This window comes from Pseudoalteromonas sp. PAR1 (assembly GCF_947311895.1).
GTDB lineage: Bacteria > Pseudomonadota > Gammaproteobacteria > Enterobacterales > Alteromonadaceae > Pseudoalteromonas > Pseudoalteromonas lipolytica_C.
In genome coordinates, this window is record NZ_CAMZMY010000024.1 from 18,822 (window position 1) to 34,488 (window position 15,667).

Annotated in this window: 11 protein-coding genes; 6 read left to right on the forward strand and 5 right to left on the reverse strand. The window is 41.4% G+C overall.

Annotated features, from left to right (window positions below):
- The first annotated feature begins 1 nt into the window (after position 1).
- From ilvA to can, 4 genes are all read left to right on the forward strand, one after another.
- Complete coding sequence (gene ilvA / locus QL229_RS16935) at positions 2–1,555, forward strand: threonine ammonia-lyase, biosynthetic (RefSeq protein WP_253038152.1); 1,554 nt, start codon at positions 2–4, stop codon at positions 1,553–1,555.
- A 124-nt stretch (positions 1,556–1,679) separates the two neighbouring features.
- Complete coding sequence (locus tag QL229_RS16940) at positions 1,680–2,687, forward strand: ABC transporter substrate-binding protein (RefSeq protein ID WP_281547209.1); 1,008 nt, start codon at positions 1,680–1,682, stop codon at positions 2,685–2,687.
- Between the two features lie 41 nt (positions 2,688–2,728).
- On the forward strand, positions 2,729–3,907 hold the full coding sequence (locus QL229_RS16945; RefSeq protein ID WP_281547193.1) for a methyltransferase: 1,179 nt from the start codon (positions 2,729–2,731) through the stop codon (positions 3,905–3,907).
- A 19-nt stretch (positions 3,908–3,926) separates the two neighbouring features.
- A complete protein-coding gene (can, locus tag QL229_RS16950) occupies positions 3,927–4,589 on the forward strand; it encodes a carbonate dehydratase (protein WP_135922787.1) in 663 nt (220 codons plus the stop codon).
- Positions 4,590–4,634: 45 nt separating this feature from the next.
- Here the strand turns inward: can and QL229_RS16955 are convergent, their stop codons facing one another.
- A complete protein-coding gene (locus tag QL229_RS16955; protein WP_036971505.1) occupies positions 4,635–4,898 on the reverse strand; it encodes an accessory factor UbiK family protein in 264 nt (87 codons plus the stop codon).
- Positions 4,899–5,009: 111 nt separating this feature from the next.
- On the opposite strand from QL229_RS16955, the gene rep reads away from it, so the two are divergent.
- Positions 5,010–7,022, forward strand: coding sequence for a DNA helicase Rep (gene rep / locus QL229_RS16960; RefSeq protein WP_138557993.1), 2,013 nt, complete (start codon positions 5,010–5,012; stop codon positions 7,020–7,022).
- On the opposite strand, the gene QL229_RS16965 is transcribed toward rep, so the two are convergent.
- From QL229_RS16965 to elbB, 3 genes are all read right to left on the reverse strand, one after another.
- Positions 7,012–9,576, reverse strand: coding sequence for a diguanylate cyclase (locus tag QL229_RS16965; protein WP_199527138.1), 2,565 nt, complete (start codon positions 9,574–9,576; stop codon positions 7,012–7,014). The two genes, rep and QL229_RS16965, sit on opposite strands and share 11 nt — an antisense overlap.
- A gap of 201 nt (positions 9,577–9,777) precedes the next feature.
- Complete coding sequence (locus QL229_RS16970) at positions 9,778–10,170, reverse strand: cytochrome c5 family protein (RefSeq protein WP_062568504.1); 393 nt, start codon at positions 10,168–10,170, stop codon at positions 9,778–9,780.
- A gap of 182 nt (positions 10,171–10,352) precedes the next feature.
- The gene (gene elbB, locus QL229_RS16975; RefSeq protein WP_135922784.1) at positions 10,353–11,003 is read right to left on the reverse strand and encodes an isoprenoid biosynthesis glyoxalase ElbB; all 651 of its coding nucleotides are present in this window, start codon (positions 11,001–11,003) and stop codon (positions 10,353–10,355) included.
- Positions 11,004–11,517: 514 nt separating this feature from the next.
- On the opposite strand from elbB, the gene polA reads away from it, so the two are divergent.
- Positions 11,518–14,253, forward strand: a complete 2,736-nt coding sequence (gene polA / locus QL229_RS16980; protein ID WP_281547194.1) for a DNA polymerase I — start codon at positions 11,518–11,520, stop codon at positions 14,251–14,253.
- 330 nt (positions 14,254–14,583) lie between these two features.
- Here polA and QL229_RS16985 read toward each other — a convergent pair whose 3' ends face one another.
- Positions 14,584–15,504, reverse strand: a complete 921-nt coding sequence (locus QL229_RS16985; RefSeq protein WP_253038156.1) for a triacylglycerol lipase — start codon at positions 15,502–15,504, stop codon at positions 14,584–14,586.
- Between the last annotated feature and the right edge of the window lie 163 nt (positions 15,505–15,667).

The window sequence follows — 15,667 nt, forward strand, 5'->3', positions numbered from 1 at the left end:
TATGGTGTCCCAAGAGCTCGATTATTTTCGCGCTATCATCCAAGCGAACATGGAGCCGCTTGCAAAAGTCACTGAGGTCAGCGAAATGGCTGAGCTCAGTGCGCGATTAGGCAATCATGTGTGGTTAAAGCGTGAAGACCAACAACCGGTTTATTCATTTAAGCTACGTGGTGCTTTTCATAAACTGGGCAAGCTGCCAAAAGGGTCTGATGTGATCACGGCTTCAGCTGGCAACCATGCACAAGGCGTAGCACTGAGTGCCTCTTTTTTAGGGCATAAAGCAACTATTGTGATGCCAGTTACAACACCCGAAATTAAAGTCAATGCAGTGCGTGCTTTAGGTGGTGAAGTGGTATTACACGGCCATCATTTTGATGCGGCAAAAGCCCATGCTTTAGAGCTCACAGAGCAGCGCAATGGGGTATTTGTACCACCGTTTGATGATCCTGATGTGATTGTTGGCCAAGGTACGGTTGCCCGTGAATTAATGCAACAGCTTAATGATCTTGATGCAGTCTTTATTCCTGTGGGGGGCGGTGGCTTACTTGCAGGCATGGCGGTGTACATTAAATCTTTACGTCCCGATATCAAAGTTATTGGTGTTGAAGCCGACGAGAGTGCTTGTTTAAAAGCTGCGCTTGAGGCTGGCAAACCCGTTGAGCTTGACCGCGTTGGCAGCTTTGCGGATGGCGTAGCAGTAAAAATCATCGGTACAGAAACCTTTCGTTTAGCGCAAAAGTTTTGCGATGAAGTTGTCACTGTAACGGGCGATGAAATCTGCGCAGCAATGCAAGATATCTTTGTTTCAACCCGTGCTATAGCGGAGCCTTCAGGAGCACTATCAACTGCGGGTTTAAAGAAGTGGTGCCAACAAAATGGTGTGAAAGGCTTAAACGTAGCTGCGATTTTATCGGGTGCAAACTTAAACTTTGACCGTTTACGTTATGTTGCTGAGCGAACTGCGCTTGGTGAAAAGAACGAGGCACTTCTTGCCGTAACTATCAAAGAAGAAAAGGGCAGCTTCAAGCAGTTTTGCGCTTCTTTAGGTGGGCGTGCAATCACCGAATTTAACTATCGTTATGCAGGACCAGGTGAAGCACAAATTTTTGTTGGTATTGCTTTGAGGCAAGGCCAACAAGAGCTTGATGAGCTGAAAGGCGCACTGACTGAAAATGGTTATACGTTTTGCGATCTATCAGATAACGAGCTGGCTAAATTGCATATTCGTTATATGGTGGGTGGTAAAGCACCGGCTCAGTTGCATGAGCGTCTGTTACGTTTTGAGTTTCCTGAATACCCAGGTGCACTAGCGCGCTTCTTAGATACACTAGGTAGCAATTGGAGTATCACTTTATTCCACTATCGTAATCATGGTGGATCAATTGGTAATGTTCTGGCTGCCTTTGCTATTGAGCCGAGTGATTATGAGGTATTTAACGAGCACTTGAACCGGTTGGGTTATAACGTTCAAGATGAAACAAATAACCCATGCTTTACGCAATTTTTAACCACTCAAGGCCAAGAGTTAGCTGATGTAAAAGCGGCTAATCAATAAAACCGATTTAAGGCTCCTTTTGGAGCCTTGATTTTTTATTGGCTTTTCCTATAGTTAATGGATGGTTTTCAAGCAAGGATGATGCGTGCGTGGAACTCGCTATTACCTAGGGTTACTTTGTTTAATGTGCAGCTTGAGTGCATTGAGTAAGGATAAGGTTACCCTACAATTAAAATGGACTCATCAATTCCAATTTGCTGGCTATTATGTGGCATCACAGAAAGGCTTTTATAAAGAAGCAGGCCTTGATGTAACAATTTTACCCGCCGATCCAAACGACCCTGATACCTTCCCTAAAGTGTTAAGTGGCAAAGCTGACTTTGCAATTACTCACTCAGGCATATTGCAAAAGCGCCAACAAGGAGCGCCAGTTGTTGCCTTAGGAGCCATACTGCAGTTTTCACCTTATTGTTGGATGGTGAAAAATAACTCAGATATTTTTCAGCCTCGAGACTTTGTAGGCAAGAAGATCAGTAAAGTAAGCTCGTTGGAAAACGCCGAATTACTAGTCATGCTTCGTAAAGCTGGATTAGATTATCAACATTTAATAGAGGCAAGCACCGAAGGAGGAATTGAGCAGTGGCTTAATGGTGAGCTTGATGCGGTGCAAGTGTATGTTACCAATGAACCTTATACAATGACGCTGCGTGGTGTAGGGCACCGATTAATCTGCCCACAAAAGTTTGGTCTAAATGTGTATAGCGATATTTTATATACTTCAGAGTCGATGCTCAAAGCTAATCCTGATGTTGTTAACCGCTTTTATCAAGCAAGTATTAAAGGCTGGCGCTATGCATTACACAACATGAATGAGACGATTGCATTGACCAAAAAGCACTATGCGGTTCATAAGAGTATTCAAGAACTTGCCCATGAAGCTGATGTGTTGGTCAATTATATTCAGCCACCAGGAATTAACATCGGCAATATGTCGATGGCTAAATGGCGATTGATTGCGGACTTATATGGACTCAGCCAAGACGAGTTTGATCAAACGTTTGCCGGTTTTATGCATCAACACCAGCAAGATGAGGGATTAGAATTATCTTGGATGCTGATTTTAGCAATTTTATTAAGCATTGCCTGCATTCCATTATATATCCACTTGAACAGAAGTAATCTGCGCTTGTAAAAACTGTTATACTGCATTTTATTTGTTGTCGTTTTGTAGTTATGACCCTTGCTCAGCAGTTTGCTGCCTTAGATACTTTGCTTTTTTCAACCCGCCAGTACTGGCAATGTACCGCATTTGATTATGATGCAATCCCTTGGCCTGAACTTTCGTCTTTATTATGGGCGCTTGACGATCAACAAGTTAGTGAACTAGATAGTGACCAGAATGCGTTATATGCCTATTTTGCAAAGGCAATTAAGGGGCTCGATGAGCTTAAATCGTTATGCGAACTTCCCACAACCCAACAAACCCGAGATGAGTTTCCATTTTGGATCAGTAACGGCATTAAAGGACGTAAGTTCGAGCAACTAAAGGACTTTGTTGCAGCGATTAGCCAGCAGAAGTCACAGTATCCAGTACTTGAATGGTGTGCTGGAAAAGGGCATTTAGGGCGCATGCTCGCTTTTAATGGAGCACCGAGTATTCATAGCATAGAACTACAAGCGCATTTGTGTGAACAAGGTCAACACAGTGCTAATCAACAACAATTACCTATGCAGTTTTCGCAAGCTAATGTACTTACCGATGATGTTACTGAGTATTTTAAAGAGCAACAGCATGCCGTTGCGTTGCACGCCTGTGGTCGATTGCATCAAACATTTATGCAGCAAGCAAGTGATGCTAAAACTCAGCAAATAAGCTTTTCTCCATGTTGTTATCATTTATTCACGGATAACGATTATCAAGCAATGAGCGAGCCTGCAAAGCAAAGCCAGCTTGCGTTGACTCATCGCGATTTAAAATTGGCACTACAAGAAACCGTCACTGCTCCGAGTCGTGTTGATAAAGTACGAAAAACTGAAGTCGAATGGCGGCTTGGTTTTGATGCGTTGCGTAAATCAATCACGGCAGAGCAGCACTATGTTAGTGTCCCGTCGGTGAACAAAGCGATCTTTTCTGATTCTTTTAAATCATTTTGTTTATGGGCTGCTGAGAAAAAATCATTATCACTGCCAGAAGATATTGATTACCATGAATTTTTAGCAATAGGGAAACAACGAAAACGAGTAACTGAGCGTGTTGAACTCGTCCGACATGTGTTCAGAAGGGCAATTGAAGTTTGGCTCGTGCTCGATCGTGCTTTATATTTGCAACAACAAGGGTATCAAGTAACGGTTAGTACGTTTTGTGAAAAGCAGCTCACCCCAAGGAATATCTTGATCCAAGCTAATTATTAAAACATCGTAAAGAGGCGCAATGAGAAAGTTAAAAAATTTATTCGAAAATAATAGACGTTGGGCAGCGCGTACGAGTGAAAATGATCCTGAGTTTTTTAAAATTCTATCAATGCAGCAAAATCCAGAGTACTTGTGGATCGGTTGTTCAGATTCGCGTGTACCGGCTAATGAAATCGTTGACTTGTTACCGGGTGAATTATTTGTTCACCGTAATGTAGCAAATGTCGTTGTTCACACTGATCATAACTGTTTATCAGTAATGCAGTATGCTGTTGAAGTGCTTAAAGTAAAACACATCATGGTGGTCGGTCACTATGGTTGTGGTGGTGTGCAAGCGGTATTAAATGAAGCGAGCTTTGGTTTAATTGATAACTGGCTTCGTCATGTAGGTGATGTAAAAGAAAAACACATCGAACAACTTAACGCATTACCTGAAAAAGAGCGTTTAAATAGTCTGATAGAATTAAACGTTATTGAACAAGTACGTAACGTGTGCCGTACTAACATAGTGCAAGATGCATGGGCGAAAGGCCAAGAGTTAACAATCCATGGTTGGGTTTATGGCTTAGCGAATGGTCACCTCAATGACTTAGAGTCGGTTGTGACGTGTGCTGAAGAAGCTAATGAGACCTATGGTATTGCGGTTAAACGTGTATTTGAACGAGTGGCTGAAAAAAGCTAATACCGAATAAAGTAGAAAAAAGGAGAGCTAATTCGCTCTCCTTTTTTATTGTTCGTCTTGTTTGCTAGCAAGTTGCTGCTCAAGTAATGCAACTTTCTCTTCAAGCTCAGTGAGTTTTTCACGAGTACGAATAAGTACTTGGCTTTGAATATCAAACTCGTCACGGCTTACAAAGTCCATCTCAGCAAGTTTGTTTTGAATAGCTTGCTTAGTTTTGCCTTCGATTGTATCGGCAAGGTTTTTCACACCTTGCGGCATGTTATCAGTAATTTGCTTAGCGATTTCTTCAAGTTTTGCTGGGTTGATCATGTTCGTCCCTTGAGTCACGTAAAAAAACAATCTTACCTTATTGGCTAGGCGTAGTGTAGTGATTACGGTAAAATTGCCCGTCCTGTCTTTGGATAATTTCTTTAGGGGCTTATGAAACTCAACCCAAAACAAGATGAAGCGGTAAAGTATATTAGTGGGCCGTGTCTGGTATTAGCCGGTGCGGGCTCTGGTAAAACGCGTGTTATTACTAATAAAATCGCTTACTTGGTGCAAAAGTGTGAGTATCAAGCACGCAATATTGCTGCGGTAACCTTTACCAACAAAGCAGCAAAAGAGATGCGTGAGCGTGTCACGCAAACACTCGGCAAGCAAGAGTCGAAAGGCTTATGGGTTTCAACGTTTCATACCCTCGGGCTTGAGATAATCAAAAAAGAGCTAACCACTTTAGGATTTAAGCCCGGATTTTCGTTGTTTGATGATCAAGATACCAATCAGCTATTAGCTGAGCTGACCGAAGAAGAGCTTAAAAAAGACAAAGATTTACTCAACCTGCTTAAGATGCAAATAGGCAGCTGGAAGAACGAATTAATTCTACCTGAGCGTGCTATTCGCGAAGCCAGAGAGCCGCAAAAAGCTTTATTTGCCCAGCTGTATGCGCGTTATCAAAATCAACTGAGGGCTTATAATGCGCTTGATTTTGATGATCTGATAATGATCCCCACTTTATTACTTAGCCAAAACGCCACTTCTCGTGAGCGTTGGCAACAGCGTTTTCGTTACTTGCTGGTGGATGAGTATCAAGATACTAATACCAGTCAGTATCAGCTGGTTAAATTATTAGTGGGTGAGCGAGCTCGTTTTACCGTGGTAGGCGATGACGACCAATCAATTTACTCATGGCGCGGTGCCAGACCACAAAACCTTGTGTTATTGAGTAAAGACTTTCCGGGCTTACGTTTGATTAAGCTTGAACAAAACTACCGAAGTGCTGGGCGAATTCTTAAAGCGGCGAATATTTTGATTGCCAATAACCCTCATGAGTTTGATAAAAAGCTATTTAGTGAGCTTGGTTATGGTGAGCCTATCAAGGTCATTGGTTGTCGTGATGAAGAGCATGAATCAGAGCGAGTGGTGGCAGAGATCATTTCTCATAAATTTATGAAACGCACCAGCTATAAAGATTACGCAATTTTATACCGTGGTAACCACCAAGCGAGAGTGTTTGAAAAAGCACTCATGAGCAACCGCATTCCTTATAAGATCAGCGGTGGTATGTCGTTTTTCTCTCGCTCAGAAATTAAAGACATCATGGCTTACTTACGCCTATTGGTGAACCAAGATGACGACAACGCATTTTTACGAATCGTCAATACGCCACGCCGTGAGATTGGTACGGTCACTTTGGAAAAGCTAGGTACGCTTGCTAATGAAAAACATATCAGCTTATTTGCTGCCTGTTTTGAGCCTGAGCTTGCGCATCGACTAAAAGGCCGTGGTTTTAATGCTTTAGCTGGTTTTGCCCGTTGGGTGGTTGAGCTATCTGATAACGCTGTACGTGGTGACACCCTTGAAGCAGTTAAAGAATTAGTTAGGCAAATTAATTACGAAGCATATCTGTACGAGTCATCACCGAGTGCAAAAGCCGCTGAAATGCGCATGAAAAACGTCTCAGAGCTTTATCGTTGGATCACTGATATGCTAACAGGGGACGCAGACAATCCACCGCTGAACCTCGCTGAAGTGGTCAGTAAACTGACCTTACGTGACATGCTTGAACGTAACGAAGAAGAAGACGAATCCGATGCGGTACAATTACTAACGCTACATGCTTCAAAAGGTTTGGAGTACCCGTATGTGTTTATGGTTGGCATGGAAGAGGGGTTATTACCGCACCAAGTGAGCATTGATGAAGATAACGTCGAAGAAGAGCGTCGCCTTGCTTATGTAGGTATTACGCGTGCTCAGCAAGAGCTGGTAATGACCTATGCTAAGTTACGCCGTCAATTTGGTGAAACCTCAGAGACTGAGTTGAGCCGTTTTGTACAGGAATTACCGCAAGATGACCTAGCCTTTGAATCTAAAAAGCCACCGTCATCGCAAGCAGAGCGTATGGAAAAAGGACAGGCTCGTGTGGCTAATCTAAGAGCAATGCTTAAGAAGTAATCGACTTTGCGTTTGGCACGACTTGATCAAAGGGTGCCAGCGCACGTTGTTTTCCAATAAACAAAGATAAGCCATGCTTTTCTAGCAAGGTGCGGTAATTGAAAATAGACGGCCCTTTAGCGATTACTTGGATATTTTGCAGTTTAGTAATCGCCAGCACACCTTGCAGTTGTAAATGATAATTTTCTTGCTGTAGTACTCGTTTGCTGAAGGTTGAGCTTAACAGTAAGTAATCGAACTCGAACTCAGTAAGCAGGTTTAGTTCACAGCGATCTTTAGCAAATTCGTTCAAGCCGATAGATACTCCCAAAGAAATAAGCTCTTTTAAGTTCTCTATTTGCACTGCTGATGCATAACGGATCTCTTGCTCATTAAATAGCAAACAGATTTTGCTCGCATGATTTACTTGTAATAGCTTAGTCAATACTTTGAAATTAATGCGTTCAAGTACTAAGCCTGAGCATGGGAATAATACTTTTTTAAGATTATTCGTATTGATTAACGTAAAAGCTTGTTCAATGAGCTTTAGTTCAACTTCAAAGTGCTGCACGCGATCAGTCGCAAACTTCTTCAAAACTTCAAAGCTAGTACTGCCAAGTACAGGGTGTTCACCAAATGCTTCGAGTAAAGACTCTGGGTGAGGTTGCTCATCAAGGGTAATGATTTCTGCACTTCTAAAGTGCATTGGCAAATCATCCAAGTGATGCATTGATTCTGATTCGTGATGAGTTAGCGACGTATTAAGCAATGGATGAAAAGATTCAAATCGATTACGACCTGCATTTTTAGCGTAATACATAGCAGCATCAGCATCGCGAATAATTTCATCAGTGTGCTTATAACTCGGTTGAGAGTAAGTAATACCAATACTCGCACCGCTTTGAATACATTGACCTTTTAAACAAAACGGCTTTTTCATTATCTCAATAATTCGCTTAGCAACATCTTGTGCTTGCTGCTGCTCTGTTAGATGAGTCAACAACACAACAAATTCATCGCCGCCTAAGCGCGCTAATAAATCATGCTCACGAATACAGTGCGAAAAGGATTCTGCAACACTAATTAAAAACTGATCTCCGGCTTGGTGACCAAGCTGATCATTAATGTCTTTAAATTTATCTAAATCGATAAATAACACTGCAAATTGTTGTTCTGGATAGCGCTGGTAGTGCTGAAGTGTTTTCTCAAGCTGAGTTAAGAATAAACTGCGATTAGGTAAACTAGTGAGAGAATCATGATGGGCATCATGATAAAGCTGTTGCTCTATTTTTTTACGTTCTTCCATCTGCATTTGCAAGTGCATATTAGCTTGGCGTAATTCTTTGGTTTTTTCGGCCACTCTATGTTCAAGCTTTTGATGGCTTTGTTTAAGCGCTTGATTGGCTAAATGTGCTTGGATAACGTTGGCAATTTGATGTGAAACAAAGGTAATGAGCTCACAGTCATCTTGGCTAAATTCATGTTTGTTATTATATGCTTGGCAGACTATTAAACCGATAACACCTTGCGATGTTTTAAGAGGGGCACCTAACCAGCTCGTGGCTGTTTGTTCTCGGGGAACATTAACAGGCTTCTCAACTATGCCAAGTTTAACCAGTTCTTGTTCTCTTTTACTATCAATAAGCTGACATTTTTCGGTACTTAGCACTAATTCACTGTACCCTTTAGCAAACGGACGCGGCTTAGCATTGTTATTATATTCATCAACACAATACGGAAAGCTTAACCAGTTTGTGTTTTCATCATACAGTGCAATATATAAATTATCTGCGTATGTAATTGTTTTAATTATTTCATGCACATGTAGATAAACATCCTCTAAGTTTTCACTGAGCGTAGCTAGCTCTGAGATTTTAAACAGGATCTGTTGTCGCTCGAGGGCATTTTTCCGATGTTGAATTTCTTCGTTGAGGGCTTGGTTACTTTGCGTTAGTGCACGAGTACGAATTTTTACTTCTGATTCTAGTAATTCACGTTTTTTGACCCGCTCAATCGCTGTTGCTAAGTACATCGACATCGCTTCGAGTAGTTCAATTTGCTGCTCGGTATAGCCATTTTGTTCATCGTAACTTTGTGCAACCATTACACCAATGATTGTTTTATCTCGGTATACAGGTACCCCCACCCAATGCTCCGCCGGGGTACCAAATACTTTAAACAGACCTTGCTGCTCTGCTAGCTCTGTTTGTTGTTTAGTAAAGTAACTGGTTTCTCCGTGTTTAAACACATACCCCGTTAATCCTTCCTTAAAGTACTGCTCATATTTTAAAGGCACCGATAAGCCATCTTTTTCATCGGCAAAATAAGACAGTTCGAGGTTATCGTATACAGGATTGTGTAAAACGACGAAAAAATTCTTACTAGGAATAAAATCTTGTAAAATTTCGTGAATAGCTGGATAGAGTAGGGTTAATTCGGCAACAGTGCTGGCCTGCTCTGATAATTGTAAGAGAGCATTTTGCAGGTGATGTGATTGCTTATACTGTTGTAAAAGCGATTTTAAACGAGCATTTTTACGGGCTAGTTTATCAATGTGTGTTGCTGAATCTTCCAATGATTTAGAACCAGATCTTATTATTGTTTAAATATCGTCCTATATAGTTCCACTTTTTTATTAGATCGTCAAGTAACAGTTGTTAACAAAATACTAATTAATTGTGGGGCTAATTCTGCGACAGAGCTAGCCTGGCGAGCAAAAATGGGCACAAAAAAAGGGCTTAAAAAATTTAAGCCCTTAGTATTAGTTTCTGAATTGTTACTTGCTAGTCATAAAGTCGATAGCAGCACTGATTTCTTCATCAGAACAATCCATACATGTACCTTTTGGTGGCATCGCATTGAAGCCATTGATAGCATGATCTAATAGTGTATCTTTACCTTTAGCAATACGAGGAGCCCAATCATCAGCTGATTTAGGAGCACCTAATGCACCAGTACCATGGCATGCAAAACATGCTGCTTGATAAACTTGTTCACCAGAACGAGGGCCAGTAGGCTCAGCAGCGGCCGCAGCTTTATCACCTTCTAGATATACAGAACCAATTGGCGCTAGACGCTTTTTAATAGCATCTTCAGTCAAAGAGTTGTCATACGCTTGTGCATATGCCGTTGTTGCTAGCAGTAATAATGCAGCTGATAGTTTTTTCATTTTGCCTTGCTCACTTCGATTTGAACGTGATCAATCACGATATCTGACGGAAATTAGAACGATTATAACGCTAAGCCACAATTTATAAAATGATCTAAAAGGCTTTTTCTTGATAAAAAACGTCATTTTTTTGCGTTAGCGCAAGAAAAGCCAGCATTAGATGCTGGCCTTAACATAAATAATTAAACGAGTTCTAAGACCTTATTTACTAATTTTTCGATACCTGCATCTGCATCTAAAATGCTTTGCGCCAGCATATATGCAGGAGTCGTGACCACTTTGTGTTGCTCATCAACAACGATATCATTAACTGCACAGCTTTGGTGTGAACCACCAAGTTGTTCAATGGCCGCTGCTGTATCTGCATCATTACCAATGGTTGTTTTGACTCCTTTACCATAGATCATTGGTAACATTGCCGGTGCAATACACATATATCCAGCTGCTTTGTTTGCATCAACAAAGGCCTTTGCTGTTGTAAGTACATCATTTTGCACTTGGGCATCAGCACCTTTTACTGCAAAGTCAGATAAATTTTTCGCGGCACCAAAACCACCTGGTACGATTAAGGCATCAAACTCATTCACATTAAGCTCGGTTAATGCTTTTATTTCACCACGTGCGATACGTGCCGCTTCTACTAATACATTACGGTTTGGAGTCATTTCTTCGCCCGTTAGATGATTAATAGTGTGCATTTGCTCAATATCAGGAGCGAAACATTGATAGCTTGCACCTGCTTTAGCAATGTGTAGTAAAGTTAGGACGGCTTCGTTGATTTCTGCACCATCATAAACACCGCAACCCGCTAAAATTACAGCAACTTTTTTCATTTTTTGTCTCTCCTTAATGTGACTAACGCTAGTGTAACAATTATGCGAGTCAGGCGACAAAATAAAAAATTTTTGATGCTCAGTTACTCGCAAAGCATGATGAATGGCTGTTTATGCCATTTCATAAACAGCTAACGAAAAAAAAAGTATAAAGGATCGCTATGATCTTTGATCCATTATGCTAGAATACTCCTCCGGTTATGAAAAGGGATGTTAATTCGGTATCGAATAAGCACAAGGTAAATCGCTGCTAAAACCGTTTTCCACATCGGATAAAAATAATAAAAAAAGAACCACGCATTATCTTTTTTAAATAAAAACATAGTCTTAATAAAATTTTCCTAAGTGTTTTTACATTTTGGGAGGATTAACTGTGTCCGTTATCTACATAGTTATCCACAGGTTGCTATTGAGTTAAACGCTTGTTGGTTAATAATTCACAGTCGTTTTCTTCATAGCCTTATGGCATGCTTACAAACAATTTAATGTTATTCAATTAGGATCCAATTTCACCATGGCTCAGATCCCTGAAAATCCACTAATTCTTGTTGATGGTTCTTCTTATTTATTCCGTGCGTATCATTCGCCACCGCACCTTACTAATTCTAAAGGTGAAGCGACAGGTGCTATATACGGTGTTGTAAATATGCTGAAGAGTTTGATCAAACAATATGATCCATCACATATGGTTGTAGTGTTTGATGCGAAGGGAAAAACCTTTAGAAATGATATGTACAGCGAATATAAAGCTAATCGTCCACCTATGCCGGATGACTTACGCACACAAATTGCGCCCTTACATAACATTATTAAAGCAATGGGTTTTCCGCTTATCAGTATTGAAGGTGTTGAAGCCGATGATGTGATTGGAACATTTGCACGTATTGCCTCTGAGCAACAGCGCCATGTGCTGATCTCTACCGGCGATAAAGATATGGCGCAGCTAGTAAATGAACATGTAACGCTTATCAACACAATGACCGATAGCATCTCAGATCCAGAAACTGTGGTTGAAAAGTTTGGTGTTGGACCTGAGCTGATCATTGATTACCTTGCCTTAATGGGTGACAAAGTCGATAACATTCCGGGTGTTGATGGCTGTGGTCCAAAAACGGCGGTGAAATGGTTACAAAAATACGGATCATTACAAGGTGTTATTGATCACGCTAGTGAGATCAAAGGCAAGATTGGTGAAAAGCTTGCTGCAGCACTTGATCATTTGCCACTTAGCTATGAGCTGGCAACCATAAAATGTGATGTTGAAGTTGAAACGAACCTTGAAAGTTTCAAACTACAAGAGCCAAACCGTGATGAACTGATTGCACTTTATGGTGAATGTGAGTTCCGCCGTTGGTTAGCTGAGCTACTTGATAACCCTAAAGATGCTGACACTCATTTAGATGTACCAACAGAAGCCAACGAACTACCTAAAGTGGCTGATGCGCACTACGAAACAATCTTAACTGAAGAGCAGCTTGATACCTTAGTTGCGCAGTTAAATGACGCCGAGCTTTTTGCCTTTGATACTGAAACAACCAGCCTTGATTACATGCAGGCCCAATTGGTTGGTATGAGCTTTGCGGTTAAAGCCGGTGAAGCGGCTTACCTTCCGGTTGCTCACGATTACCCAGATGCGCCAGAGCAATTAAGCTTAGACACAGTTATGGCAAAAATTGGCCCAATCTTAGCTGACGAAAACAAGGCAAAAGTAGGCCAGAATCTAAAATACGATAAAAGTGTATTAGCGAATGCAGGCTTTGAATTAAAGGGTATTAAGTACGACACTATGTTGGAGTCGTATGTATTTAATAGTGTAGGCAGCCGTCATGATATGGATTCGCTGGCACTTAAATACCTAGGCCACAAAAATATCAGCTTCGAAGATATTGCTGGTAAAGGTAAAAAGCAGCTGACATTTAATCAAATTGAGCTCGAAAAAGCCGCACCATACGCTGCTGAAGATGCAGATATAACGCTTCGTCTTCATCAAGTGTTATGGCCAAAAATCGATGCTGATAGCCAATTAAAATCGGTATTCGAAGACATTGAATTACCACTTGTGTCGGTGCTTTCTGATATTGAACGTACCGGTGTTGCAATTGATAGCAACATGCTGGCAGCTCACAGCCAGCGTTTAGGCGAACGTTTATTAGAGCTTGAGCAAGAAGCCTATGATATGGCTGGTGAAAAGTTTAACTTAGGTTCACCTAAGCAGCTGCAAGCAATCTTGTTTGAAAAGCTAGAGCTTCCGGTTATCAAGAAAACACCAAAAGGTGCACCGTCGACGGCAGAAGAAGTATTGCAAGAACTTGCTCATGATTACCCGCTACCTAAGGTAATTATTGAACACCGTGGTTTATCGAAACTGAAATCAACGTACACAGATAAACTACCGTTAATGGTGAATGAGCGCACTAAGCGTGTGCATACTTCTTACCATCAAGCGGTAACAGCAACGGGGCGTTTAAGTTCAACGGATCCAAACTTACAGAATATTCCAATTCGTTCGGAAGAGGGTCGTCGTATTCGTGAAGCCTTTATTGCTGCACCTGGCCATAAAATTGTCGCTGCCGATTACAGCCAAATTGAATTGCGTATCATGGCGCACTTATCACAAGATAAAGGCCTACTTACCGCGTTTGCTAATGGCTTAGATGTTCATAGCGCCACCGCAGCAGAAGTATTCGGCGTTAGCCTTGAAGAGGTTACCAGCGATATGCGCCGTAAAGCCAAAGCGGTTAACTTTGGTTTAATTTATGGCATGTCAGCGTTTGGTTTATCACGTCAGTTAGATGTACCACGTCATGAAGCACAGCATTATATTGATAAATATTTCGAGCGTTTCCCGGGCGTACTTGAGTACATGGAAACTACCCGTGAAAAAGCGGCTGATAAAGGTTATGTAGAGACTATTTTTGGTCGTCGCTTACATTTACCAGAAATCAACGCCCGTAACGGTGCTCGTCGCAAAGCCGCTGAGCGTGCAGCTATCAATGCGCCAATGCAAGGTACTGCTGCTGATATCATCAAAAAAGCGATGCTTAAAGTTCATCAGTGGGTAAACGCACAAGCTGAAGGGTCAGTGAAGCTTCTAATGCAAGTGCACGATGAATTAGTGTTCGAAATTAAAGAAGAGTGTGTTGACGACTATAAAGCTGAAATCTGTAAGCTAATGTCAGAAGCTGCCACTCTTGATGTGCCACTGATTGTTGAAGCCGACAGCGGTGACAACTGGCAACAAGCACACTAATAGTCGCAATAGGTGAGAGCTGTCAGCTATCAGCCGTCAGCTTTCAGACTGAAAGTTAGCGAGTTTCTAGGGGAAAGTTAGAGCTGTCAGCTATCAGCCGTCAGCTTTCAGACTAAAAGTTAGCGATTTGCTTGACCGTTATACCGTATTTATCTCGAATCTAGCTTCCAATTTAAGGGTCGCGGCATAAAGGCGCTGCTACAGGTAGGCGTGAAACTTGTTTCGCGCGTCTGACCGCTGAAGGCTGAAGGCTGAAAGCTGATCGCTTCTGTATACAGAACATCACTTCTAGCGACCCGACTTAACCAAAAATAAATCATTACTCGTTAACTATAACCCCAACTCTTGTAACCTTTTTACATGTTGACGATAAAGCTCAACAGGGTCGACTTCGCGTAAATGATGCAAACCTATAAATTGATTGATTTCGTCTAAATGATTCATTTTATAATCATCTTTAATGACATGACCTAAGTGGCTACTACAGCGTGAAATCAGGCCATCATCTTGACCTACGATCAATATTGATCCAAGCAGCATAGATAAGTCGGTTGGATCAAGAATATTGGTAAGCGCTGCTGTGCCACTCCACGAAAAATAATACACCCCATTACTGGCAAGCATTTGTCCTTGCTCGCATGCCGTTGGCGGTAAACCTTCTGGGTACTTTTGATTGAATACAGAGGCTCCTTGGCTGGTTAAGCTATATAATGCTGCTAACGGATCTTGCGGTAAATCACTGTGACCTGATAGTAACGAAATCATGCTGCCTAGTGCTGCAAATACTAGCTTAAACGAATGTTCAGATGGTGAGTTTGGTTTTATTTCTTCGCGAATAAGATCAGCAAGTGTACTGCCATAGTTTGCACCCCCGATACTGGTCACAGAGGCAACTAAGTTAGGCGAGATCGAAGCGACATAGCGAACCGTTTGCGCTCCTTGACTATGACCAATTAAGTTAACCTTTTCTGCGCCCGTGAGTGCCAAAATATGATTAACCTGAGCCAGTAATTGTTGACCACGAAACTCTGAACTGTGAACAGCTGACACAGCAGCAACAAAAACCTGGTGGCCATCAAGCGATAAAGTGCTAGGGATATTATGAAAATAGTCAACGCCTAATAGGCTATCAAAACCTAACAGCCCATGTACCAAAACAATCGGGTATTGAGTGCTATTATTTTTCGCGTGACAGGGTAAGCTCAGCGAAATGAGTAAGATGGTAGCTAGTGCTAGGAGGCATTTTTTCATTCCTTTTTACTCTTGTGCTAAGTTTTTGCCATCAACATGTATTAATAATGCTGCTATTTTCTCTGATTAATTTAACGATACCTTAAATAACCACTTGATGTAATGTTAATTATAGGTAAACAAGAAAAGATAGTTTTAGAGTTTCGTTATATGTTTATCAAAT

Bases quoted from the DNA above. Each gene is read 5' to 3' on its own strand.
- ilvA (WP_253038152.1), top strand. From the start codon at position 2: ATGGTGTCCCAAGAGCTCGATTATTTTCGCGCTATCATCCAAGCGAAC.
- QL229_RS16940 (WP_281547209.1), top strand. From the start codon at position 1,680: ATGTGCAGCTTGAGTGCATTGAGTAAGGATAAGGTTACCCTACAATTA.
- QL229_RS16945 (WP_281547193.1), top strand. From the start codon at position 2,729: ATGACCCTTGCTCAGCAGTTTGCTGCCTTAGATACTTTGCTTTTTTCA.
- can (WP_135922787.1), top strand. From the start codon at position 3,927: ATGAGAAAGTTAAAAAATTTATTCGAAAATAATAGACGTTGGGCAGCG.
- QL229_RS16955 (WP_036971505.1), bottom strand. From the start codon at position 4,898: ATGATCAACCCAGCAAAACTTGAAGAAATCGCTAAGCAAATTACTGAT.
- rep (WP_138557993.1), top strand. From the start codon at position 5,010: ATGAAACTCAACCCAAAACAAGATGAAGCGGTAAAGTATATTAGTGGG.
- QL229_RS16970 (WP_062568504.1), bottom strand. From the start codon at position 10,170: ATGAAAAAACTATCAGCTGCATTATTACTGCTAGCAACAACGGCATAT.
- elbB (WP_135922784.1), bottom strand. From the start codon at position 11,003: ATGAAAAAAGTTGCTGTAATTTTAGCGGGTTGCGGTGTTTATGATGGT.
- polA (WP_281547194.1), top strand. From the start codon at position 11,518: ATGGCTCAGATCCCTGAAAATCCACTAATTCTTGTTGATGGTTCTTCT.
- QL229_RS16985 (WP_253038156.1), bottom strand. From the start codon at position 15,504: ATGAAAAAATGCCTCCTAGCACTAGCTACCATCTTACTCATTTCGCTG.